This is a genomic window from Providencia sp. PROV174, from assembly GCF_028480685.1.
In the GTDB taxonomy this organism is placed as follows: Bacteria; Pseudomonadota; Gammaproteobacteria; order Enterobacterales; family Enterobacteriaceae; genus Providencia; species Providencia rettgeri.
The window spans coordinates 492,430-514,785 of sequence record NZ_JAMPOT010000009.1 but is presented as its reverse complement, the minus strand read 5'-3'; the positions used below and the strand labels follow the sequence as shown (position 1 = coordinate 514,785).

Below are 22,356 nucleotides of genomic sequence, written 5' to 3'. Positions count from 1 at the left end.
AATTGTGCGTAGCAACTTTATGACAACTGCATAAGATTAGCTATAATGCGCAACAATTTTTCATCCAAATTGGTAATAAATACTATGAATTCTCTGTTTGCCAGCACAGCTCGCGGCCTTGAAGAACTACTGAAAACGGAATTAGAATCGCTTGGCGCTAGCCAATGCAAAGTGGCCCAAGGGGGTGTCTATTTTCAGGCCGACGAACGTGTTATGTACCAAAGCCTACTGTGGAGTCGGCTGGCATCGCGTATTTTATTGCCACTGAATGATTTTGACGTTTACAGTGACTTAGATTTGTATCTCGGTGTACAAGCTATCGACTGGAGTGAGATTTTCTCTGTCAATGATACCTTTGTTGTTCATTTTACAGGGACTAACGAAGAAATTCGCAACAGCCAATACGGTGCATTGAAAGTTAAAGATGCTATCGTAGACAGCTTCGTACGCAAGCTTGATCAGCGCCCTGATGTCGCTCGCCAGCAAGCAGATATTCGTATCAACGTCTACCTTAATAAAGAAAGAGCCAGTGTGGCACTCGATTTAAGTGGTGACTCGCTACATATACGTGGCTACCGTGATTTGGCAGGCCAAGCGCCCTTAAAAGAGACACTGGCAGCAGCAATTATTAACCGTTCCGGTTGGCAACAGGGAACACCATTGGTCGACCCGATGTGCGGTTCAGGAACACTGTTAATTGAAGCTGCAATGATGGCAACAGATAAAGCTCCGGGATTACACCGTACTCATTGGGGCTTTTATGCATGGTCGAAATTTAACGCGGAACTTTGGCGTGAACTAACCACGGAAGCGCAAGTTCGTTTCCGCCAAGGTTTGAAAGAGACGACATCACGTTTTTATGGTTTTGATATTGATAAGCGTGTACTTGAAATGGCTCGTGCAAACGCTCGCCGTGCAGGGTTACAGGATTTAATTACCTTCAAGCAAGGTGATGCGGCAGCATTGGAAAACCCAGTTAACACCGATACGATAGGAACAATTATCAGTAACCCACCTTATGGTGAGCGTTTAGAAAGTGAGCCTGCTTTAATTGCGCTACATAGCCAGTTAGGGCGTATCGTGAAGGCCCGTTTCCCCGGGTGGCGTTTATCGATTTTTAGTGCCTCTCCTGAATTACTTAGCTGCTTGCAACTGCGTTCAGAGCGTGAATTTAAAGCTAAGAATGGTCCTTTAGATTGCGTTCAAAAGAATTATCAATTAGCCGCTACACCGTCAGAAACTATCGCGGAAATTTCACCTGATTTTGCAAATCGTTTACGTAAAAATATCAAGAAATTAAGTAAATGGGCAAAACAACAAGGTATTGATAGTTACCGTGTTTATGATGCTGATTTACCTGAGTACAATGTTGCGGTTGATATTTATGGCGATAAAGTGGTGATCCAAGAATATGCACCACCAAAAACCGTTGATGAACGTAAAGCTCGTCAACGCTTATTTGATGTGATCACTGCAACAATGAATGTGCTAGAACTGACATCGAATCAGCTAGTGTTAAAGACACGCCAGCGCCAAAAAGGTAAGCAGCAATATGAGAAATTAGCCCAAAAAGACGATTTCTTTTTAGTGCAAGAATACAATGCGAAAATGTTGGTGAATTTGACGGACTATCTGGATACGGGGTTATTCCTTGACCATCGTATTGCCCGTAAAATGTTAGGCCAAATGAGTAAAGATGCGGATTTCTTAAACTTGTTCTGTTATACCGGTGCCGCCACAGTGCATGCAGGGCTTGGTGGAGCGAAAAGCACCACGTCCGTTGATATGTCACGTACTTATCTTGAGTGGGCTGAAAAAAACCTACAAGCGAATGGGCTAACAGGTCGTCAGCATCGTTTAATTCAGGCGGATTGCTTGAGCTGGTTGGCAAATAGCCGGGAACAATTTGATTTGATCTTTATTGATCCCCCAACATTTTCAAATTCAAAACGTATGGATGGTACATTTGATGTACAACGAGATCATATCCAATTGATTACCCATCTAAAACGGTTATTGCGCCGTGGTGGAACCGTGATGTTTTCTAATAACAAACGCGGTTTCAAAATGGATCTTGAAGCAATTAAAGAATTAGGATTACAAGCACAAGAAATCACAGCGAAAACACTGTCAGAAGATTTTGCTCGTAACCGTCAAATACATAACTGCTGGCTAATTAGCCACGCAGAGTAAGGATAGAATCAATGGCTTTAATTAATTTGTCGGGTGCATACCTTTCGTTTAGTGATGCCCCATTACTGGATAATACCGAAATTCATATCGAAGATAACGAACGTGTATGTTTGGTTGGTCGCAATGGTGCGGGTAAATCGACATTAATGCGAGTGTTAACGAAAGAGCAGCCGCTGGATGATGGTCAGTTAATTTACGAGCAAGACTTGATTGTAGCCCGCTTACAGCAAGATCCACCGCGTAATATTGAAGGCACTATTTTTGATTTTGTGGCTGAAGGCGTTGCAGAACAAGCTCAGTACCTCAAAGATTATCACCATGTTGCGAAAGAGGTCGAAACTGACCCGAGCGAGAAAAATCTAAATAAATTAGCTGAATTGCAAGAGGTGTTGGATAACCGTAATTTATGGTTATTAGACTCTCGTATCAGTGATGTCCTGAAGAAACTCGGTTTACCTGCAGATGCAGAACTATCTTCATTATCAGGTGGTTGGTTACGTAAAGCCGCTTTGGGCCGTGCGTTAGTGAGTAACCCGAGAGTATTATTTTTAGATGAACCAACCAACCACTTAGATATTGAAACCATTCTTTGGCTGGAAAATTTCTTAAAAGATTTCCAAGGTAGTATCGTATTTATTTCCCATGACCGTTCATTTATCCGCAATATGGCAACCCGTATTATTGATTTAGACCGTGGGCAATTGTCTTCTTGGCCGGGTAATTATGATGACTACTTGGTGAACAAAGAAGAAGCTTTGCGTGTTGAAGAGATGCAAAATGCAGAATTCGACCGTAAATTAGCCCAAGAAGAGACGTGGATCCGCCAAGGTATTAAAGCGCGTCGTACTCGTAATGAAGGGCGTGTTCGTGCACTGAAAGCGCTACGGGTAGAGCGTTCAGAGCGTCGTGAAGTGATGGGCACAGCGAAAATGCAAGTAGGTGAAGCATCTCGTTCTGGCAAAATTGTATTTGAAATGGAAAATGTGAATTACCAGATTGATAATAAAGTACTGGTAAAAGATTTTTCAGCTCAAGTATTACGCGGTGATAAAATCGCTTTAGTTGGGCCAAACGGTTGTGGTAAAACAACATTACTGCGCTTAATGCTAGGGGATTTACAAGCAGATAGCGGACGAGTGCATTGTGGTACTAAGTTGGAAGTTGCTTATTTCGACCAGCATCGTGCAGCATTGGACCCAGATAAAACCGTGATGGATAACTTGGCAGAAGGCAAACAAGAAGTCATGGTAAATGGTAAGCCACGCCATGTTCTAGGCTATTTGCAAGATTTTATGTTCCCACCAAAACGTGCGATGACACCTGTTCGAGCACTTTCAGGCGGTGAGCGTAACCGGTTACTGCTCGCGCGTTTATTCCTAAAACCAAGTAACTTATTGATCCTCGATGAACCGACTAACGACCTTGATGTCGAAACTTTAGAGTTACTTGAAGAATTAGTTGATGGCTACCAAGGAACAGTTTTACTGGTCAGCCATGACCGAGAATTTGTCGATAACAGCGTGACAGAGTGTTGGATCTTCGAAGGTAATGGGGTTATTAACCGTTTTGCTGGTGGGTATTACGATGCTCAACAGCAAAAAGCACAAACCGTGAGTTTGAAAGCAGAACAAACGGGTAAAGTGACTGGCCAAGATAAACAGGCGAAACCGAAAGAAACGGTAAAACGTTCAAATAAGCTCAGTTACAATTTATTACGCGAATTGGAACAATTACCAGCAAAATTGGAACAACTTGAAAGTGAAATTGAAGTGCTGCAAGCTCAAGTTGGTGATGCTGATTTTTTCAACCAACCACATGATGTAACAGAAAAAACGCTGAGTCAGTTAGCGGCAAAAGAAGCTGAATTAGAGCAAGCGTTTGACCGTTGGCAAGAGCTTGAATTGTTGAAAAACGGCTAATTACGTTTTAATTAAAGGAGCAAATACACTTTGTGCAACCATGAGTCTCATGAACATGTGCTTTGTCCTCAGTGTGACATGTTGGTTGCAGTTCCTGAATTGGAGCAAGGGAGCAAGGCAACGTGTCCACGTTGTGAGACCACATTGGTCTCAAAGTGGCGATATCCGTATAAGCAGCCGGCAGCATATGCAGTTAGTGCATTAATTATGCTATTTATTGCCTGCTTATTCCCCTTTGTTAAGATGGGCGCCGCAGGGATTGAAAATGAAATCTCGTTATTCCAAATAATTGAAATTATAGCAACCACGCGTTATAGCGGTCTGGCACTCTTTTTTCTATTTTTTTCATTGATTATTCCTGCATTTTGTATGATCACAATTATTCTTTTAGGGTTGCAAGTTCATATTCCTAAAGGTATTAAAGTGGTGATCACCCGTATTTTGTTCCAAATGAAAGCGTGGTGTATGGCTGAGATCTTTTTAGCGGGGGTCTTAGTCAGCTTTGTTAAATTGATAGCTTACGGTGATATTGGTATCGGGTTAAGCTTTTTACCTTATTGTGCTTATTGCATGCTACAAGTAAGGGCTTTTCAGTGCTTAGACCGCCATTGGCTGTGGAACCGAATTGAAGCGGCTCCGAAGCTAGATAGGCGGTTAATCGTGGGCCAGACGGGTATTAAACAAAATGTACGTTTATGCCTTGTGTGTACGGCGATTTTACCTGCCGAGCAGTCCAAATGCCCACGTTGTCACTCTCATGGTAGTGTGCGTAAAAACCAAAGTTTACAATGGACTTTGGCGCTTTTAGTCACATCAATTATGTTGTATATCCCTGCTAATGTGCTGCCAATGATGACTACTAATACGTTGGGGACGGCATTAAATTCGACCATTATTGATGGTGTGATTTTGTTGTGGGAAGACGGGTCATATCCTGTTGCCATGGTGATTTTTGTGGCCAGTATCATGGTACCTACATTGAAGATGATAGGAATTGCGTGGCTTTGCCTAGATTCTAAAGGGTACGGTAATCGCGACCCGCATCGTATGCACTTTATTTATGAGTTGGTGGAATATGTCGGCCGTTGGTCAATGATAGATGTGTTTGTTATTACTATTTTAGCCTCTTTGGTTCAAATGGGGCAATTGATGAATATTGTCCCTGCGATGGGGATTATTTTCTTTGGTGTGGTTGTTATTCTCACAATGTTTGCAGCGATGACCTTTGACCCTAGATTAACATGGGACCGCTGTGAAAGAAAAAATGCAGTAAATACTGTTGAACAAGAAGGAGTCATCGGGTGACTGATAAAGAAACACCACAGGCCAATGCCAAAATTAGCAAGCTAAAAAGTTGGTCGCCTGTATGGGTGATCCCAATCGTGACGGTCTTGCTTGGTGCTTGGGTTTTATTTTACCACTTTAGCAACCAAGGCCCAGAAGTGACATTAATCACTTACAATGCTGAAGGAATAGAAGCGGGTAAAACGAAAATTAAAAGTCGCAGCGTTGATATTGGCGTTGTGGAAAGCGTGACACTCGATGACAATTTTAGTCGAGTGATCATTAAAGCGCGTTTGAACAATGAAATGAAAGAATTACTGCGTACCGACTCCGCGTTTTGGATTGTAAAACCGACAATCGGTCGTGATGGTGTCACTGGGTTGGGTACATTACTTTCAGGTGCTTATATTGAGCTTCAACCGGGCTTAGCGGCAAAAGAGCATTTCGAGTTCACTCTGTTGGATACCCCGCCTCTTGCATCACCAGATGCTAAGGGCATTCGTGTAGTACTGGTGAGTGATAAGGCAGGGCAATTAAACCCGGGTGATCCTGTATTATTCCGTGGTTACCGAGTCGGTTCTGTTGAAACTAGCAACTTTGATATGGATAAGCGTGATATGCGCTACCAATTATTTATCAATGCGCCGTATGATAAATTAATTAGTTCAAATGTACGTTTCTGGAAAGACAGTGGTATTGCTTTTGATATGTCATCCCAAGGTGTTCACGTTGAAATGGGCTCAATTGCTACATTGCTTACTGGTGGTGTGAGTTTTGATGTTCCAACGGGGTGGGTTCCAGGTGCGAATGTAAAGGAAAATACTGAATTCCAACTGTTTGATAACCAAAGCAGTATTCAAAACTCCTTGTATACACAGTATCAAGATTTTGTCTTATTTTTCTCCGACTCAGTGCGAGGCCTGCAACCAGGAGCGCCGGTCGAGTTCAGGGGTATTCGTTTAGGTACTGTTGCACAAGTGCCTTTTTATACGGAAGGTTTAGACCAATCTCTGGATAATGACTTTAGAATTCCTGTTTTAATTCACATTGAGCCAGAACGTTTCTCTAAAGATGTTGGTAAGAATTTTAATTTAAAAAATGAATTAAATTTAGCGTTGAAAGATGGCTTGAGAGCATCATTAAAATCAGGGAATTTGCTAACTGGCGCATTATTTGTTGATTTGGATTTTGTGCAAAATGCAGAGCCTTATAAAGGCCCAACGGTGGTTGCTGGCTATAAAATTATCCCAACAACCAGTGCAGGATTAGCGCAAATTCAACAAAAAGTCATTGCAGTGTTAGATAAAATTAACAATATGCCAATTGAACCGATGCTTAATCAAACCACACAAACATTGGCAGAAGGGCAAAAAGTTGTTAAAGAGGCTAATGCTATGTTGGCACAGCTCAACAAAGTGATGGCGAGTAAAGAGTTCCAGAATTTACCTCATGACTTGCAAAAAACACTGCAAGAAATGAACCGAGCAATGCAAGGTTTCCAACCTGGTTCACCAGCTTATAATAAAATGGTGGATAACATGCAGCGTTTAGACCAAGTATTGAGAGAAGTTCAGCCGCTTTTACGTACCTTGAATAATAAGAGTAATGCACTAGTTTTTGAAGCTGAACCAACGAAGGATGTTGAGCCTAAAGGAGTGAAAAAATAATGAGATATTTATTATCGATATTTGTTTTGTTATTGGCGGCTTGTAGTAGTACTCCAGAGAAAAAGTACTACCAATTGCCAATGAAAACTCCTCAGATACAATCTGCCGAGGTGATGGATAAAGGCCAAGTATGGTTGCAGCGTATTATGTTATCAGATGTACTGACGTCAAATGGTATTACCTACCAAACGACAGATGTCAGTTATACCAATGCAAGTACCCACTTATGGGCTAGCCCATTAGAGCAACAACTTGGGCAGTCGATGGTGAGTGAATTATCTGCGGCGTTACCTGAAAAATTGGTATCGTTACAGCCATTACAGAACTCACCGGATACACTTGATATCACTTTAACGGCCTTTAATGGGCGGTATGACGGTAAAGTATTAGTGCAAGGTTTTTGGACTTACTCTCATGATAACAACGTGATCCGCCGTAATTTTGATGTGCAGTTAGATCAAAACGAAGATGGCTATCCAGAGTTAGTCCGTACGTTATCGATGGGTTGGCAGCAAGTGGCTGAGAGTATTGCGAAAGAAATAGATAAATACTAGTTATTGGCAACTATTTAAGTAAATTATATTAAATGCACCTTGAATATATGTAGTTTTATATATTTCAGGTGCATTATTATTTTTATCAAATATAGATATTCTTTTAATTTATATTTAGTAAATAATAATTATATTTGTTCGCTAATATTATGATAAATAAAAGAATGTCTTTGTTTTTAATTTAAATCAATGAGTTATATTAATTGCCACATACAAGTCACATTTATGCTATTTATGACAAATATATGAAAATCTTTACTTGATTTTTTTATCAACGGGCGCTATTTCTATAGAGTACCTATTAAAAAATAATAGGTGCTGTTTTCTTTTCCATTTAAATGATGAGGGAAGTAAGGCATGAAAAGACAGAAGCGAGACCGTTTAGAAAGAGCTTTATCGAGAGGTTATCAAGCAGGTTTAGCAGGGCGCTCTAAAGAGCTGTGCCCATATCAAGCAGTAGATGCTCGGTCGCATTGGCTAGGTGGTTGGCGAAAGGCGATGGAGGATCGAACCGTAGCGGTAGTATAATCCCCATATTCGTTGATCTTTTAGGTTAAATAGCCTGTACTCGTTTTCTTGCGTATTTTTTGGTTTTTAAGTTAAAGAGATCAATCAATTTAAGAACCTCCGCCATTGCGGAGGTTTGCATTTCAAAGCTTAGAATGCGCTCGTGTCTTTAAAAAGACCCACTTTTAAGTCTGTTGCAGTATAAATTAATTTACCGTCAACTAATACTTCACCGTCTGCTAAACCCATAATCAGCTTACGGTTGATCACGCGTTTAAAGCTGATACGGTAAGTGACTTTTTTCGCCGTAGGGAGAACTTGGCCCGTAAATTTAACTTCGCCAACGCCTAACGCACGCCCTTTACCTTCACCGCCGAGCCAGCCAAGGTAGAAGCCAACTAACTGCCACATTGCATCAAGGCCTAAACAGCCTGGCATGACAGGGTCGTTTGTAAAGTGGCAGCCAAAGAACCAAAGGTCCGGATTAATATCCAATTCAGCTTCCACATAACCTTTGTTAAATGTACCGCCATCTTCAGTCATACTGACGATACGATCCATCATCAACATTTTTCCTGATGGCAATGGAGGACCATTTTCTCCAAATAACTCGCCTTTACCAGAAGCAATTAAATCATCTTTTGTGTAGGATCCGCGTTTCTCAACCATGTTCTTAAGATAGCCTTTATTATGTGTAGGGCTACAGGATAGCGTACACTTGTACGCTGAACAACTCCGATCTGCTATTTTTTACGCAATCTTTACTCAACTCATCCATTTTAAGAACCAAGGGAGTCTAGCTTTATCTGGTGAGTTTGCTTGGTTGATTCGTTCTTGAATTAAAGCTAACAGGTGTACATTTTCCTCTTCAGCTTGTTGTTCAAAGTACGGCTGCTTAGTGAGTAAAGTAATGGCTTGGGCAACATGTTCAACAGGCCAAATATGGAATTGACCTTCTTGAACCGCTTCAACGACAGCCGACTTGGTGCATAAATGGCGCACATTTGCCATTGGGATGATGACACCTTGGTTGCCTGTTAATCCTCGTTTTTCACAGATATCGAAGAAGCCTTCAATTTTCTCATTTACCCCACCAATAGGTTGGACATAACCAAATTGGTCAACCGCACCGGTGATGGCAATTTGCTGATCAATAGGTTGTAGAGCTAATGCACTAATTAAAGCACACAGCTCTGCGAGCGAAGCGCTATCACCATCAACTTCACCATAGGATTGCTCAAAGACGATAGAGGCGGAGAAAGGCTGAGGTTGTTCTAATTTAAGCTCGTAATTTAAATAGGCTTGCATGATCATCATGCCTTTGGCATGAATATTACCGCCTAGCTCGGCTTTACGTTCTACATCGGTAAATTCACCATCACCTAAATGCGCAACACAGGTGATTCGCGAAGGTTCACCAATGGCATCAGGGTGCCCCGGGTATTGCAAAACAGACAAACCATTAACTTGGCCGATAACTTCACCTTCGGTTTTAACAAAGATTTGTTCTTGTAAAATATCATCTTGGGTTCGTTCGGCAAGAAAACTGTGGCGCCATTGGCGATTCTCATTTGCTTGATTAAATGACTCTTGAGTTAGCAAATGATTAACATGGTAATGGCTAGCATCGACAAGAGAGCGAACTAGCCAAAGAATATCAAGAGGAAGATTAAATTTATCTTCACAGTAACGTACAGCTTGTTGGATAAAAGGAGCCCAACCATCAGGCGAAATATTCGGTAATTTATTCGAATCAATAATGGATTTTATGTAACGCATCCATAAGGCCAATTGCTCTTCATCCTCGAAGAACATAATAGGCTCATATTCGCCATAAATAGTGCAGCTAAATAGCTCCGGTGCTGTAAATTCAAATTCTTCTAAAGCGAGTCGGTCACCAACAATAATAACTTTAAGTTCTAAGGGATGTGGCTCAATTTCAATTGGTAAAGGTTGATTTTCAGAATAAGGTAACCATTCAAGTTGTTGACGGTTAACCATATTTTTTAAGCGAGCCCACATTAAAGGCTGGTTAATTAAAGCACTAGCTGCGATAACTAATATGCCACCATTGATTTGATGAAGTAAGCCAGGTACTAAATTCAAGGACGGGGTGACATAGCCGAATAATTGTTCAGGTTCTATCCAATTACGGTAAGCGATTTTTTCACGAGAAGAAAAACGGCTTTTAACACCATTTTTCCACTGAAAAAGTCGATTATCTTCAGATAATTGATAATCACCATCAATGGTGTTGATATTTGCTAGCAAGGGGGTAATTGCATTAGCATAAAGGCTAAGATATTCCTCACTTTCATCAGACTTGATAAACATAAAGCGCGTTTGGGCAAATTCATCAACAAAATGTTGTATGCCATCAGACAGCCTAGGCTGAATGTCTGACAAAATTGCAGGGGTCAACGTTTCTGAAGATACAAATTTCGTCTGAAATGACGATAAGTTAGGAATTAGGCCTTGCCATGTTAGTTCTTGACTGATCACTATAATTATCTGCTATTAATAGGGTTATAAATAGAATGCCTGCCAATAAGCTGGGCGTATATGCCTGAACAAGGTTTATTTAATAAATTTGCTAAATAATATTGTTTGTTTTATAAACAAAATTCAGGCTAATTCATTACCCAATGGGCAAGCCTGTTATATTAGCCTTTGATAGGCAATCTTGCAGCAATAATTGTTGAATTATCGACTAGAATAACGAAAACATAAACACAATAGGTAGTGTCATTGGCCAAGTTAAGCCAATAAGTATGGCGCTCAATAAACGCATAAAACAGTTAGGGTCTTTTGTTACGAGTAGGGTAAATAGCATTGCGCATACTCCGCCAATCCCATAGATGACGAGTATGTATTCAAATGTGTACATGCAGTTTTATTAATTTGTTAACAGATAGGGGCGGATTGTACACTATTTTTACAAGGGCAGGTTATCTTCTTTACTGAAAAAGTGAATATTCTACTAAATCGAATATCTGCTTGAGTATTTTGTTTATAATCTTGCTAATATAAAGATAGGTTCAATTTTCTTCAGGAAAAATTATGAAATATCAGCAGCTTGAAAATCTTGAATGTGGCTGGAAATGGGAATACCTCGTCAATAAAGCAAGAGGTGGTGAAGCTATTACCCGTTATATAGAAAGAAGCGCAGAAAAAGAAGCGATAGACTTGCTGCTAAAAATGGAAAATAGACCGATTGATGTACTAAAGTGGATCACTTTGCATATGAATCCTGAGCTTGATAATCGAATGAAACAGAGTATTCGAGCGAGGCGTAAACGTCATTTTAATGCAGAACATCCCCATACACGTAAGAAATCAATAGATTTAAATTTTTCGGTGTGGCAGCGTTTGTCTAATCTTGCAGTGAGACGTAATAAAACGTTGTCTGAAACTATTATTCAGTTGATTGAAGATGCAGAACATAAAGATAAATATGAGAGTCAAATGAGCTCATTAAAGCAAGATTTACAAGCGATCCTCGGGACGTCAAAGGAAAAGGATAATTAATAAAGATCGGTAAGGATCATTACTGTTGTGTGTATCCAAGTGGTATGCGTTTATTATGGGATATTTATTTTTAAAGTGAATATTTCTATCGTACCTATTATTCTAATAGCATCTAATAGTAAAAAAACCCCAATATTAATTGGGGTTTTTTATGTTCAGTTCGAAATTCAAACTAGGGCTAAGAATTAAGCACCTGGTTGAGTTACAACTTCAGTTGTACCTTGGATTTCGATTTCAACGCGACGGTCTGGCGCTAAACACTCGATCAGAGCAGCACGGCCTTTAACATCGTCACATTTGTTACCAGTTACTGGATCTTCTTTACCACGGCCTTCTGCAGCGATTGCGCTAGCTGGAACGCCTTTAGCAACTAAGTAGTCAACTACAGACTGAGCACGTTTTTGTGACAGTGGCAGGTTGTAGTTTTGTGAACCGATACGGTCAGTGAAACCAACTACCAGTACGCGACCTTGAGTTGGGTCGATGCTGCTAAGTTCGTTGTACAGCTCATTCAGAGCTTCTTGACCTTCTGGTTTCAGGCTTGCTTTGTTGAAGTTAAACAGAACGTCTGAACGCAGAGTAAAACGTTTGTTTTCAACAACTGGAGCTGGAGCAACAACTGGAGCTGGAGCTACAACAGGAGCATCAGCTTGACCGAAACGGTAAGCAACACCAACACTCAGCATGCCGTTGTCTGGACGAGTACCGATATTGTCTTTGTCACCTAAGTTGCTAACCCATTGGTAGTCTAAACGAGTCGCCCACTCTGGAGTGATTGCGTACTCAAGACCCAATGCGTATACAGGTGCAACGCCAGTGTCAGTTTCTTTGAAACGACCTTGTGTTTGGTTTGCTTTTGCTTCAGTACGGTAAACCATACCACCTAAACGAGTGTAAACGTCTAAGTCATCCATGATTGGATAGCTTAATTTGGTCGTTAATGAAACACCCATAGATTTCAGGTCACCGCTGTTACCAGCGCCTTTGTATTTCATTTTACCGAACCAATCATAACCAAGCTCGAAGCCCATGTATTGGTTGTATTGGTAACCTGCGAATGCACCAGCACCGATTGTGTCGCGGTCAGTAGTTTTACCTACATGAAGATCAGTTTCAGGTGAAGTGAATTTAGTGTCTTCATAGTGAGACCAACCTAATTTAGCACCGGTATACCAAGTGTTATCTTTTGGAGCTGCTTGTGCAACGGTTGCAAAAGCTGCTACTGCCACTGCTACTGCGATAGCTGTTTTTTTCATTTTTACGCCTCGTTATCATCCAATATTGGCTTGGCTTCGCTGAGCCTTATTATATGCCATTGGTTTAATTTACTTGCTAGGTTTCGCAGACATTATCTACAAAAAAATAATAAAAGTAAAAAAATAATGCCATAAGCCGAACAAGCTAAAGTCTACAACGAACTTAAAAAGATACAAGTAGAGTGAGCAATAATCATTAAAAAAAGTATTTTTTTAGTGTATAAATCAGAGAGATATGTATATTTCTTGTAATGATTATTTTTTATCTATCTGATTGATCTACAATACTTTTAATTTAACTTTAGAGATAAATATTTCTAAAGGTTAAATTTAGTAAGAAAATTCTTAATCTTAGCTAGTGATAATGATTTGAGTGAATTTTTAAGTGGTTTGGCTGTCCTGCATGTGTGCTAACCATATTATATGTTTCTTGTGGGCGCATAATTAAACCGATAGAACGGCCTTCTTGAGCTGCATATTGTAAGCGAATAAAATCTTGCTCGCTTATTTCCGGTAGCCACCCTAAAACTACACTATAATTACCACTTCTTAGTGCTTTTTCCATGGCATCAATCGTAGTGATATCTTCCATATGATTTAATTGCATAACTTTATGAGTAGGTATACCTGATTGTTCTAACCAGTGTTTACTTAGTCGTTTATTTGGACTTAGCCAAAGTAACCAGCGCGATTGAACCCCAAACTGACGAAGCATTGGTAATAAAATATAATCCATAATAGGGTGTTTTTCATCGTAAACAAGTTCGCTCACCATACCTTGTTGCATAGAGCTATTGGTAAGCCCTGTAGCAGGGATTGATTGTGCGTAATTATTAAGAGAATGTTCTGTTGAGTTGTTCCAAGAATAGATGCTCATAATTTACCTCGTTACAATGCTGTATGAACATACAGTAACTGTATATCCATCCAATATCAAGACTATTTTTTCAAAGCGCTTCGCAACTTTGTTGTTTTTCTCTGCATTCTGCTTGGCATTTTTTATGGAAACTCTCAAAATTGGTTACGCGTAATTATCTGTAAAAAAAGAAATTATAAATTTAATTTTCTCAAGGATGAAAATTGAGCATACCCAAAAAGGAGTTTGGTAATGTTGTTAGAAGAAGAAAAAATTTTTTATTTATCCGGTTTGTTAAGTCAATTTGGCGCATTAAAACGTAAAAATCATTTTGGTGGATTTTGTTTATTAGTCGATGATGCAATTGTGGGGCTGGTACTTGATGACTGTTTTTATTTACGTGGTTGTTTAGTTGCGAGGAGCCACTTTGAAGCGTTAGGGTTTAATCGGTTAGTTTATAGTAAAAAAGGTATTCCATTGGAAATGCGGTACTATCAACTTTCGGAACAAGTTTGGCATGACGAAGTTTTGTTTCTCCAATATATTGAGTTAGCGTACCGTTCAGCTATCGAGGAATTAAAACAAAAGCAATCAATGACCATGCGTATAAAAGATTTACCTAATATGAATATGTCAGTTGAGCGTGCTCTAGGGAAAATAGGCGTATCTCATGTTGATGATTTGCGCATGATGGGTGCAAAGGCTTGTTTTATGAAGCTAAAAAAACATGGTAGAAATAACCCCAGCATCAAGCTACTGATTGGTTTAGCAGCTGCAATAGAAGGATGTCATAGTGCTGTTTTGCCTAAGGATATCAAACAAGAACTAATTGCTTGGTATAATAGCTTTGAGTTGACGTCAGCCTAAACTCACTGAAAACGACTTTTGCCATTAATATAATCAATATTACATATAGCTATACGAGGATGAGTGGGTATTTAGAATTTTAATACCCGCTCATCGGTATATTTATGTTGCACTGATAGTGCGAATGATTTGCTGTATCTCAGGGATTAGCTCAAGTAATAACTTAGTTTGCTCCATGATAAGCAACGTTTTTTCGTCATCACTGGTTGAAATATCATCTATGCGGTGTAATAGACTATGGCGAAGTTTATCTGATTTTTCATCAACAACTAGCGGGTCAATGGTTGTGATTTGTAAGGATGATTCAACATAGCAAATAGCGTCGTTGAGTAATAAAAGATTGCCTTCATTTTGCATTTTTTCACGATGCGCACCTAGCGCTGAAATATAACTGAGTAAAGTATGGTTTAAGCAAAGAAGGCGAAAAGCTTGTTCTTGGGTGATTCGGTAAGACTTAGGATCAGAAGCCATATTGGACACAATGGAAGCGAACTCTGCATCATTATTGTGTGCGTCTCTACGTGCAACTCGATACTCAAGGCGGTTGTCTTTACCTTGGTAGTACTGCTGTAAAATAGCATCTAAATAACGGCAGTTGCTATCCATGGTTTTTTGAATGATTTGGGGGAGTTGGCGGAATTTCCAATCTGGCCAAATAAAGCTAACGGCAAGTAATGCAATAAAACAACCAATTAATGTGTCAATGATCCGTGGAAGTGCAACATCAAACCCTTCACCCAGTAGGTTAAAACAAAACAAAACGAGAAGTGTGATGAATAAGGTTGCTTGAGCATATTGGCTACTGCGAAACATAAAAAACAGTAAGCCAGAAATAACGATTAGCGTAAGTTGGCCTTCCATCGAGGGGATTAAATTCAGCAAAGGTAAACCAATGAGAATACCAACAATAGTTCCTATTATGCGAAGGGCTAAGCGGCGTTTAGTGGCACTGTAGTTAGGTTGGCATACAAATAAGCTAGTGAGTAATATCCAATATCCTCGTTCCATATCAAATAGTTGGATAATTATATAGCCAGAACAAAGGAGAATTGACATTCTTACTGCATGGCGAAATAAAGATGATTTTGGCGTTAAATGGTGTTTAACTCGTGAAATAATATCACTAATCCCTGATAACGATTCATCAGATAACTGTTCTATTTGTTTATTATTTTGCTGCCATGCACTTTGCTCAAGGCTCAGGCCTTTAAGTTGAACATCAATTCCTTTTAAGTTTTTAAGTAAGTTATACAGGGCTTTAATTTCATGAAGTTCAGGTGATTGCTGTTTTAGTAGCTGTAGCGATTTTTCAATGTAAGTGAAAGTGCGTTCAAAACGAGGATTATGTTGGTATTGTTTACGCCATAAAACAGATTGAGCAACTTGTTGGCAGGCTCTCGCTTGCATGGTTAATAGGCGTTGGAAACGAAATAAAATATCACAATGACGTAAAGTGCGGCTAAGTTGTTGATATTGTATGTGAGAGGAGCTAGCCCGTTCGTGAATGTCTTGAGCAACAAAATAATATTGTAGCGAATTTCGTGTACCTTTTTGTCCCCGATCTCCTTTTAATCGACTCAATAATGCCATTTTTGCTTGGTTCATGGTGCTGACCAAGTGACTGTTTACTAATGCTAAATCATAAACAGAGCGTTGGTAGTCATCTTCTAAATCAGGATCAAATAAGTTAGCTTTTGCATCTAAATAAGCTGAAAGTTGCTGATAACATTGGGTTATTGCATCTTGTAATGGCCTTACTGGAAATAAAATATGCCCAATCAAGGTTAAAATATTATACCAAATTGCCCCTGTCAGTAATAATGCGGGTTGTTGGTACCAAGTATCAAAAATGGGTACACCGAGCATGGTATAAATGGCAATTAATAGTGCGCCAAATGCGATGGTAGCGTATCGCTGTCCTAAAGCACCAAGAAGAATAAAGCCACACGTAGAAAAAGCGAGGCCAAAAAAGAAAAATAAAGGATAGGGAAAAAGGAGTTCAATAGAAACGGATGCAATAAAAAAACAAAAAAGTGTAATAATTAAATTTTTTATTCTACCAGTTAGCCTATCATCTAAGTCAGTTAGTGCTGCAGCAACGACACCCAATGTGAGTGGGATGGTGATTTTAGGTTCTTGACCTAACAACCATGGCACTAAGGTTGCGCCTGTCAGGGCTATAAATATTCGGATATAATATAAAATATGGCTGTTATATAGCACACGACGATAACTGGTAAGCAGTGTTAACACAAAGTACCTCAAAGGTAAGACAAGCCTTAATCTATATAGGATAGCTTGTTTACAAGGAATAAAAAACTGTTTGGAATCAAGCCAACCGTATTTTTGTCATTGATTTTCTCAGGTGCAGGACGTATGGAACTGAAATCAACACAGATTGGACAGCGTCTGGCTCAGCATCCCTACAATCGGGTTCGCTTACTCAACGCAGGTATTGAAGTGAGTGGTGAAAACCACCAATATCTTATCCCATTTAATGAACTCATTGATCTTCGTTGTAAGAGAGGGATTGTTTGGGGGGAGTTAGAATTTGAAATTGTGAATGAACAGGTTGTTCGTTTACACGGCACTGAATGGAAACAAACTCAGCGCTTTTACCATTATTTAAATGAAAAATGGCAGCAATGGAGCATTGAAATGAGTCAAGTCAGTGCTCATGTATTGACTGAGCTCGTTAATGCGATTGAACAATTGACGCAGCAAGATCATTGGTTGACATTACACCAACTAGCCGAAATAAAAGATAAAATATCACAAAAATTCTCGTCATTGCCTATGCCTTTAGCACGTATTTCATTGTTTGAAAATTGTGCATCACAGTATCAAGAATGTTTGAATTGGCTAAGTAACAGTCAAGAATGCAGAAAACAAATTAATGATCACTGGTGTGAGTCTGTTTTAGTTCGCTATCACGATTTTTTCCAGCAGGTAGAAACATCGCCACTCAATTATTCACAGTCCTTATCAGTGATCAATGGTGAGGACAATGTATTAGTGCTGGCGGGGGCTGGGAGTGGTAAAACATCAGTCCTAGTCGCTAGAGCGGGCTGGCTTACCTTGCGAGGTTTAGCAAAACCAGAACAAATTCTCTTGCTGGCTTTTGGTCGTAAAGCTGCGGATGAAATGAACGAACGTATTCACTCACGCCTACAACAAGATATTGAAGCAAAAACTTTTCATGCTCTTGCTTTACATATTATTCGTGAAGGTAGCAAAAAATCGCCAGTGATTAGCGAGTTAGAAACAGACACTCAAAAACGGCATACATTATTATTAAATGAATGGCGGGAACAATGTTCAGCTAAGAAAGCGCAAGCAAAAGGGTGGCGAGAATGGCTTTCTGAAGAGTTACAATGGGAAATTCCAGACGGTGAATTCTGGAAAGACGAAAAAATTAGCACTAAAGTCGCTACTCGGTTAGACCGCTGGCTAAGCTTAATGCGTATGCATGGTGGTAGTCAGAAGGACATGATTGAGAATGCGGCGGAAGAAATAAGAGATCTTTTCCAAAAACGTATTCGTTTAATGGCGCCGTTATTGAAAGCGTGGAAAAGCGCATTGAAAGATGAAGGCGCAATTGATTTTTCAGGATTAATTCATCAAGCCATCAATATTCTAGAAAAAGGGCGTTTTATTAGCCCATGGAAACATATTTTAGTTGATGAGTTTCAAGATATTTCTCCTCTTCGCGCTAAGTTATTGCAAGCACTACGAAAGCAGAATAAGCAAACGACGTTATTTGCTGTTGGAGATGATTGGCAAGCTATCTACCGGTTTAGTGGCGCAGAATTAGACTTAACCACATCGTTTGAACATAACTTTGGTATTGGAGAACTTTGCGCTTTAGACACGACTTATCGTTTTAATGAGCGTATTGGTGAGATTGCTAATCAGTTTATTTTACAAAACCCTATGCAGTTAGATAAGCCATTGAATAGCTTAACTAAAGGAAATAAAAAATCCGTTATTCTTCTGTATGAAGATGCGCTGGAACGTTTGTTGGATAAAATGAGTGGTTATGTCCTTGATGATGAAACGATATTAATGCTCGCTCGCTATCATTATTTAAAACCTAATATTTTAGATAAAGCCAAGACTCGTTGGCCAAAATTAAACATTCAGTTTATGACTATCCATGCCTCAAAAGGGCAGCAAGCAGATCATGTGATAATTTGTGGCTTGAATAGTGGAAAGGAGGGGTTTCCTGCTCCTGCCCGCGAATCAATTATTGAGCAAGCATTACTGCCTAAGCCAGAAGATTTTGATCATGCAGAAGAAAGACGTTTGCTATATGTCGCATTAACACGGGCTAAGCAGCAAGTTTGGTTGCTTTATCACCCAGAAAAGCCGTCAGAATTTGTTGATGAACTCAAGCAGTTGGGCGTTCCAAAGCAAAAGAAACCTTAAGGTAATTTTATTTTGTATTAAGCGCCAGAATGCAGTGGCGCTTAATATTGATAGATTAGTTAGTTCGTTTAGTTAAGTAGCTTTGGTAATCAGGAATAACAATGTCTATCGCATTATCAAAATAGGGCGAGGTAATTAAAAAATCCGCGGTTGCAGGGTTGGTTGCGACAGGGATATTCCAAACTGTGGCTAAGCGTAGCAAAGCTTTAACATCTGGGTCATGAGGTACTGCATTAAGAGGGTCCCAGAAGAAAATCAATAGGTCAATTTTTTGTTCCGCAATCATTGAACCTATTTGTTGGTCTCCCCCCATTGGGCCACTTAACATACTGGTGACTGGCAATCCAGTGTGCTGGTTAATTAAGTTACCGGTTGTTCCTGTTGCATATAAATTGTGAGTTTGAAGTCGTTCATTATTTTTCTTAGTCCAAGATAATAATGAGGGTTTACAGTGGTCATGGGCAACCAAAGCAATATTTTTTGAGGCTGTAATTTTACGGGTAGTTGATTCCATGATATTCCCTTAAATAAGATGCGAGATAGACATCTTTAAAAATTGAATGAGCAAAGATATACAACATATATCATAATGCTTATGAATAGTTTATAGGTTTTGGGAGATATTTTGATGAGAGATCAAGAAATTGCTGAAATTTTAAAGAGTGCTCGGACTATCGCTTTAGTCGGGGCGAGTGATAAAGCCAATAGGCCGAGTTATGAAGTTATGGAATATCTTTTGCACCAAGGCTATACCGTTATTCCAGTGAGCCCAAAATTGGCAGGACAAACTTTATTAGGGCAACTTGTATATGAAAAGCTTAGTGATATACCTGAGCCCATTGATATGGTCGATGTATTTCGTAATGCAGAAGCTGCAGTAGGAGTAGCCAGGGAAGCGGTAGAAGTTAAAGCTAAAGTTTTGTGGTTACAAAAAGGCGTGATTAGCGAAGAAGCGCAAAAAATCGCTTTGCAGGCAGGTTTGCAGTTTGTTATGGATAAATGCCCAAAACAAGAAATCCCTGCATTAGGCCTTGAAAAATAAATAATTCTCTAACGCTAAAAAGTAAAGCAGCTAGTTAGCTGCTTTACGGTTGCGTTCATAAATAACAATATCGATATTTGAAGGTTAGTTGCGAAGGCGAGGTGCTTGCAACTGAGACCTTATTGATTCCGCTAGTTCATCCATTGATGGTTGTTCTGGATGATCTTCTACGGTTTCATAGGTAATTTGAGCTTCAGCCAAATAAGTATGAACAGCATCCCCATTGTCATCTTCCATAACAACATGATACCAAGGTAGATCGCGTAGTGTGCTGTTAGCGGCAATATCATCATCATGTGGTTGTTCGAGCGAATACTCAGCGTCTACATCTACAACGACGCCTAAGTAGCCGAGAAGTTTGTGTCTAACTTGTTGCCCGATTCCATATTTACTGGTGATCATCATAGCGACCTCCTAAAAGCCTTGCTTATACTTCAAACTATATATGGGCAGTGCTACGCGTTTTCAAGCTAAGATATGGACAATTATCAATAACGCAATACACTGTCTTTATACGTAACTATCAAAAGCAGTGCCTCATTTAGCAGATTATCTGTTCAATGAATAAAAAACAACTGTTAAAAGAAGGTATCAATACATTATGCTCTGACAATGGAGGTTCACATGACTGCATCAGGTCGTTATTTTTATATTTATGGTCGTGTTCAAGGGGTTGGGTTTCGTTACCAAACCTATCATTGGGCTAATCAGAATGGCATAAAAGGTTTTGTGTGTAACCGGGATGACGGCAGCGTTAAGTTAGCTGTTTATGGCTCAGAGCAAGATATTGAGTTTGTTGATGAGTGGCTGAAAGCGGGGGGCCCCCCAGGTGCCAAGATAGACCATTTTTTCACCGAAAATTGGCAAGCCGAGCCAATAGCGGACTTTAGTGTCCGCTATTAGCAAGAAATTAAATACATTTCACCGGTTTTGGCAGGCCAGCAAGTTTAGTGGCTTGTTTAGCTGGGCCTTTTGGAAATAGCCGGTATAAATAGCGGCTATTGCCTTTTTCTTCCCCAAATTGTTGAGAAACGGCTTTAACCAACATACGGATAGCCGGTGAGGTATTAAATTCCAAGTAGAAATTCCTGACGAAACGGATAATTTCCAGGTGTTCATTAGTAATTTCAATATCTTCTTGCTGCGCGAGTAAAGGAATTAATTCTTCACTCCATTGTTGGCTATCAAGCAGGTAACCTTGCGCATCTGTTTCTATTTCTTGATTATTAAAAACCAACATACTCTTATTCAACTCAAATAAAATTAGAACGTAAATTTAGCAAAAATTGGGATATAACCCAAGTAAAGTCGTTAGAATGTCGATATTTTCATCTAACAGTATGAAAGACGTATATTTTTAAAGCGAATGATCAAATTAGGGGTTTACATCCAATGAGAGGATGTTTATAGTGCACGTCATCGCGGAGGGGTGGCCGAGCGGCTGAAGGCAGCGGTCTTGAAAACCGCCGATGGGAAACCATCCGAGAGTTCGAATCTCTCCTCCTCCGCCATCTTCACTTCTAGCAACATCTTCTAAAGTCTTCCAATCTCAAGTAAATCAAGCATTCCAACTAAATCCCATTATTCCAACGTCTACTAACGTCTATTGAAAACTACCCCCTTTAGGTAGTACATCTATACTCCATGATTTGAGTACCTCCCAATGGAGCTAATCATTATACTAACTGATACCAGAAGAAAGCGTGATGATGCAAAGAGATTGCTGGCGGATGAAATTGACCCAAATCAACAACGTAAAGAACAAAAGCTGGCGGAATGGGTTAAAAAATAGCAGGGGAATTTATTAAGCACCATAATTCACAATAAGATATGGTGCTTGTGAATTAGCCGTGTAAGTTAATTGGTATTCATTTTTAATTGTTCTTGATAATGCTGAATTTTAAGCTTTAAGTTACTTAAGTGTTCATTTAGAGATAAAATTTGCTTTTCAAGATTAGCGTAGTGTTCAGTAAGCAAATTCATTCTCTCAAATGAAGTTGATGTTCCTATATTTCTTAGTACCGCATATTCTTTAATCTTTTTTAAAGGCATGCCAGTTTCTTTTAAACGAGTGATAAACTTAACCCATTCAATATCATCTTCAGAATAGTACCTATGATTGTTTGCTTGTCTGGATGATTTCAATATTCCTTCTTTTTCATAGTATCTAAGGGTGTATATGGTGAATCCGGTTAGTTGTGCAAACTGACTGATTGAATAATTCATGTATTACCTAGAAATTTCTTGACCTAGAG

Annotated in this window: 21 protein-coding genes and 1 tRNA gene; 12 read left to right on the top strand and 10 right to left on the bottom strand. The window is 39.5% G+C overall.

The window, feature by feature from the left end; all coding sequences use genetic code 11:
- Positions 1 to 84: 84 nt before the first annotated feature.
- The 6 genes from rlmKL (at position 85) to rmf (ending at position 8,145) form a co-directional block, all read left to right on the top strand.
- Positions 85 to 2,193 carry a bifunctional 23S rRNA (guanine(2069)-N(7))-methyltransferase RlmK/23S rRNA (guanine(2445)-N(2))-methyltransferase RlmL gene (gene rlmKL, locus PSE60_RS09865; RefSeq protein WP_210839522.1) on the top strand — a complete coding sequence of 703 codons (2,109 nt, stop codon included), beginning with the start codon at positions 85 to 87 and terminating at the stop codon, positions 2,191 to 2,193.
- 11 nt (positions 2,194 to 2,204) lie between these two features.
- Positions 2,205 to 4,112: an ABC transporter ATP-binding protein gene (locus PSE60_RS09860; RefSeq protein ID WP_272665300.1), complete on the top strand. Its 1,908-nt coding sequence runs from the start codon at positions 2,205 to 2,207 to the stop codon at positions 4,110 to 4,112.
- A gap of 30 nt (positions 4,113 to 4,142) precedes the next feature.
- Positions 4,143 to 5,417 carry a membrane integrity-associated transporter subunit PqiA gene (pqiA, locus tag PSE60_RS09855; RefSeq protein WP_272665299.1) on the top strand — a complete coding sequence of 425 codons (1,275 nt, stop codon included), beginning with the start codon at positions 4,143 to 4,145 and terminating at the stop codon, positions 5,415 to 5,417.
- Entirely contained in the window at positions 5,414 to 7,063 is a 1,650-nt protein-coding gene (gene pqiB / locus PSE60_RS09850) for an intermembrane transport protein PqiB (RefSeq protein WP_210839503.1), read from the top strand. The genes pqiA and pqiB overlap by 4 nt, the downstream gene beginning before the upstream one ends.
- Positions 7,063 to 7,617: a membrane integrity-associated transporter subunit PqiC gene (gene pqiC / locus PSE60_RS09845; RefSeq protein WP_109911061.1), complete on the top strand. Its 555-nt coding sequence runs from the start codon at positions 7,063 to 7,065 to the stop codon at positions 7,615 to 7,617. Before pqiB ends, pqiC begins: the two co-directional genes overlap by 1 nt.
- A 357-nt stretch (positions 7,618 to 7,974) precedes the next feature.
- The gene (gene rmf / locus PSE60_RS09840) at positions 7,975 to 8,145 is read left to right on the top strand and encodes a ribosome modulation factor (protein WP_004909639.1); all 171 of its coding nucleotides are present in this window, start codon (positions 7,975 to 7,977) and stop codon (positions 8,143 to 8,145) included.
- A 129-nt stretch (positions 8,146 to 8,274) separates the two neighbouring features.
- Here rmf and fabA read toward each other — a convergent pair whose 3' ends face one another.
- The 3 genes from fabA to PSE60_RS09825 form a co-directional block, all read right to left on the bottom strand.
- Entirely contained in the window at positions 8,275 to 8,793 is a 519-nt protein-coding gene (gene fabA, locus PSE60_RS09835; RefSeq protein WP_272665298.1) for a bifunctional 3-hydroxydecanoyl-ACP dehydratase/trans-2-decenoyl-ACP isomerase, read from the bottom strand.
- A gap of 96 nt (positions 8,794 to 8,889) precedes the next feature.
- A complete protein-coding gene (locus PSE60_RS09830) occupies positions 8,890 to 10,626 on the bottom strand; it encodes a Lon protease family protein (protein ID WP_272665297.1) in 1,737 nt (578 codons plus the stop codon).
- Between the two features lie 208 nt (positions 10,627 to 10,834).
- Positions 10,835 to 11,011, bottom strand: coding sequence for a GhoT/OrtT family toxin (locus PSE60_RS09825; RefSeq protein WP_272665296.1), 177 nt, complete (start codon positions 11,009 to 11,011; stop codon positions 10,835 to 10,837).
- Positions 11,012 to 11,184: 173 nt separating this feature from the next.
- Here PSE60_RS09825 and matP point away from each other — a divergent pair, with 173 nt between their 5' ends.
- Positions 11,185 to 11,652 (top strand): macrodomain Ter protein MatP, encoded by a 468-nt coding sequence (matP, locus tag PSE60_RS09820; RefSeq protein ID WP_272665295.1) that lies wholly within the window; start codon positions 11,185 to 11,187, stop codon positions 11,650 to 11,652.
- Between the two features lie 185 nt (positions 11,653 to 11,837).
- Here matP and ompA read toward each other — a convergent pair whose 3' ends face one another.
- Both ompA and sulA read right to left on the bottom strand, forming a co-directional pair.
- Positions 11,838 to 12,908, bottom strand: a complete 1,071-nt coding sequence (gene ompA / locus PSE60_RS09815) for a porin OmpA (protein WP_210839496.1) — start codon at positions 12,906 to 12,908, stop codon at positions 11,838 to 11,840.
- A gap of 355 nt (positions 12,909 to 13,263) precedes the next feature.
- A complete protein-coding gene (gene sulA / locus PSE60_RS09810; RefSeq protein WP_272665294.1) occupies positions 13,264 to 13,785 on the bottom strand; it encodes an SOS-induced cell division inhibitor SulA in 522 nt (173 codons plus the stop codon).
- A gap of 231 nt (positions 13,786 to 14,016) precedes the next feature.
- On the opposite strand from sulA, the gene PSE60_RS09805 reads away from it, so the two are divergent.
- On the top strand, positions 14,017 to 14,631 hold the full coding sequence (locus tag PSE60_RS09805) for a TfoX/Sxy family DNA transformation protein (RefSeq protein ID WP_210835317.1): 615 nt from the start codon (positions 14,017 to 14,019) through the stop codon (positions 14,629 to 14,631).
- Between the two features lie 102 nt (positions 14,632 to 14,733).
- Here the strand turns inward: PSE60_RS09805 and yccS are convergent, their stop codons facing one another.
- Positions 14,734 to 16,884, bottom strand: a complete 2,151-nt coding sequence (gene yccS, locus PSE60_RS09800) for a YccS family putative transporter (protein ID WP_272665293.1) — start codon at positions 16,882 to 16,884, stop codon at positions 14,734 to 14,736.
- Between the two features lie 123 nt (positions 16,885 to 17,007).
- On the opposite strand from yccS, the gene helD reads away from it, so the two are divergent.
- Entirely contained in the window at positions 17,008 to 19,059 is a 2,052-nt protein-coding gene (helD, locus tag PSE60_RS09795; protein WP_272665292.1) for a DNA helicase IV, read from the top strand.
- A gap of 55 nt (positions 19,060 to 19,114) precedes the next feature.
- Here the strand turns inward: helD and PSE60_RS09790 are convergent, their stop codons facing one another.
- Positions 19,115 to 19,573, bottom strand: coding sequence for a methylglyoxal synthase (locus tag PSE60_RS09790; protein ID WP_004909663.1), 459 nt, complete (start codon positions 19,571 to 19,573; stop codon positions 19,115 to 19,117).
- A 114-nt stretch (positions 19,574 to 19,687) separates the two neighbouring features.
- Between PSE60_RS09790 and PSE60_RS09785 the strand changes: the two genes are divergently transcribed.
- Positions 19,688 to 20,101: a CoA-binding protein gene (locus PSE60_RS09785; RefSeq protein ID WP_272665291.1), complete on the top strand. Its 414-nt coding sequence runs from the start codon at positions 19,688 to 19,690 to the stop codon at positions 20,099 to 20,101.
- Between the two features lie 84 nt (positions 20,102 to 20,185).
- Here PSE60_RS09785 and hspQ read toward each other — a convergent pair whose 3' ends face one another.
- Complete coding sequence (hspQ, locus tag PSE60_RS09780) at positions 20,186 to 20,506, bottom strand: heat shock protein HspQ (RefSeq protein WP_004256095.1); 321 nt, start codon at positions 20,504 to 20,506, stop codon at positions 20,186 to 20,188.
- Between the two features lie 219 nt (positions 20,507 to 20,725).
- On the opposite strand from hspQ, the gene PSE60_RS09775 reads away from it, so the two are divergent.
- A complete protein-coding gene (locus PSE60_RS09775) occupies positions 20,726 to 21,004 on the top strand; it encodes an acylphosphatase (protein ID WP_004909670.1) in 279 nt (92 codons plus the stop codon).
- A 7-nt stretch (positions 21,005 to 21,011) separates the two neighbouring features.
- Here the strand turns inward: PSE60_RS09775 and PSE60_RS09770 are convergent, their stop codons facing one another.
- Positions 21,012 to 21,341, bottom strand: coding sequence for a TusE/DsrC/DsvC family sulfur relay protein (locus tag PSE60_RS09770; RefSeq protein ID WP_004256090.1), 330 nt, complete (start codon positions 21,339 to 21,341; stop codon positions 21,012 to 21,014).
- 183 nt (positions 21,342 to 21,524) lie between these two features.
- Here PSE60_RS09770 and PSE60_RS09765 point away from each other — a divergent pair.
- A tRNA-Ser gene (locus PSE60_RS09765) sits at positions 21,525 to 21,612 on the top strand.
- A 346-nt stretch (positions 21,613 to 21,958) separates the two neighbouring features.
- Here the strand turns inward: PSE60_RS09765 and PSE60_RS09760 are convergent.
- Complete coding sequence (locus PSE60_RS09760) at positions 21,959 to 22,327, bottom strand: MerR family transcriptional regulator (RefSeq protein ID WP_210835311.1); 369 nt, start codon at positions 22,325 to 22,327, stop codon at positions 21,959 to 21,961.
- Positions 22,328 to 22,356: the final 29 nt, after the last annotated feature.

Bases quoted from the DNA above. Each gene is read 5' to 3' on its own strand.
- hspQ (WP_004256095.1), bottom strand. From the start codon at position 20,506: ATGATGATCACCAGTAAATATGGAATCGGGCAACAAGTTAGACACAAA.
- PSE60_RS09825 (WP_272665296.1), bottom strand. From the start codon at position 11,011: ATGTACACATTTGAATACATACTCGTCATCTATGGGATTGGCGGAGTA.
- sulA (WP_272665294.1), bottom strand. From the start codon at position 13,785: ATGAGCATCTATTCTTGGAACAACTCAACAGAACATTCTCTTAATAAT.
- fabA (WP_272665298.1), bottom strand. From the start codon at position 8,793: ATGGTTGAGAAACGCGGATCCTACACAAAAGATGATTTAATTGCTTCT.
- PSE60_RS09785 (WP_272665291.1), top strand. From the start codon at position 19,688: ATGAGAGATCAAGAAATTGCTGAAATTTTAAAGAGTGCTCGGACTATC.
- pqiC (WP_109911061.1), top strand. From the start codon at position 7,063: ATGAGATATTTATTATCGATATTTGTTTTGTTATTGGCGGCTTGTAGT.
- PSE60_RS09805 (WP_210835317.1), top strand. From the start codon at position 14,017: ATGTTGTTAGAAGAAGAAAAAATTTTTTATTTATCCGGTTTGTTAAGT.
- PSE60_RS09860 (WP_272665300.1), top strand. From the start codon at position 2,205: ATGGCTTTAATTAATTTGTCGGGTGCATACCTTTCGTTTAGTGATGCC.
- PSE60_RS09775 (WP_004909670.1), top strand. From the start codon at position 20,726: ATGACTGCATCAGGTCGTTATTTTTATATTTATGGTCGTGTTCAAGGG.
- PSE60_RS09770 (WP_004256090.1), bottom strand. From the start codon at position 21,341: ATGTTGGTTTTTAATAATCAAGAAATAGAAACAGATGCGCAAGGTTAC.
- rmf (WP_004909639.1), top strand. From the start codon at position 7,975: ATGAAAAGACAGAAGCGAGACCGTTTAGAAAGAGCTTTATCGAGAGGT.
- PSE60_RS09760 (WP_210835311.1), bottom strand. From the start codon at position 22,327: ATGAATTATTCAATCAGTCAGTTTGCACAACTAACCGGATTCACCATA.
- ompA (WP_210839496.1), bottom strand. From the start codon at position 12,908: ATGAAAAAAACAGCTATCGCAGTAGCAGTGGCAGTAGCAGCTTTTGCA.
- rlmKL (WP_210839522.1), top strand. From the start codon at position 85: ATGAATTCTCTGTTTGCCAGCACAGCTCGCGGCCTTGAAGAACTACTG.
- PSE60_RS09790 (WP_004909663.1), bottom strand. From the start codon at position 19,573: ATGGAATCAACTACCCGTAAAATTACAGCCTCAAAAAATATTGCTTTG.
- helD (WP_272665292.1), top strand. From the start codon at position 17,008: ATGGAACTGAAATCAACACAGATTGGACAGCGTCTGGCTCAGCATCCC.
- matP (WP_272665295.1), top strand. From the start codon at position 11,185: ATGAAATATCAGCAGCTTGAAAATCTTGAATGTGGCTGGAAATGGGAA.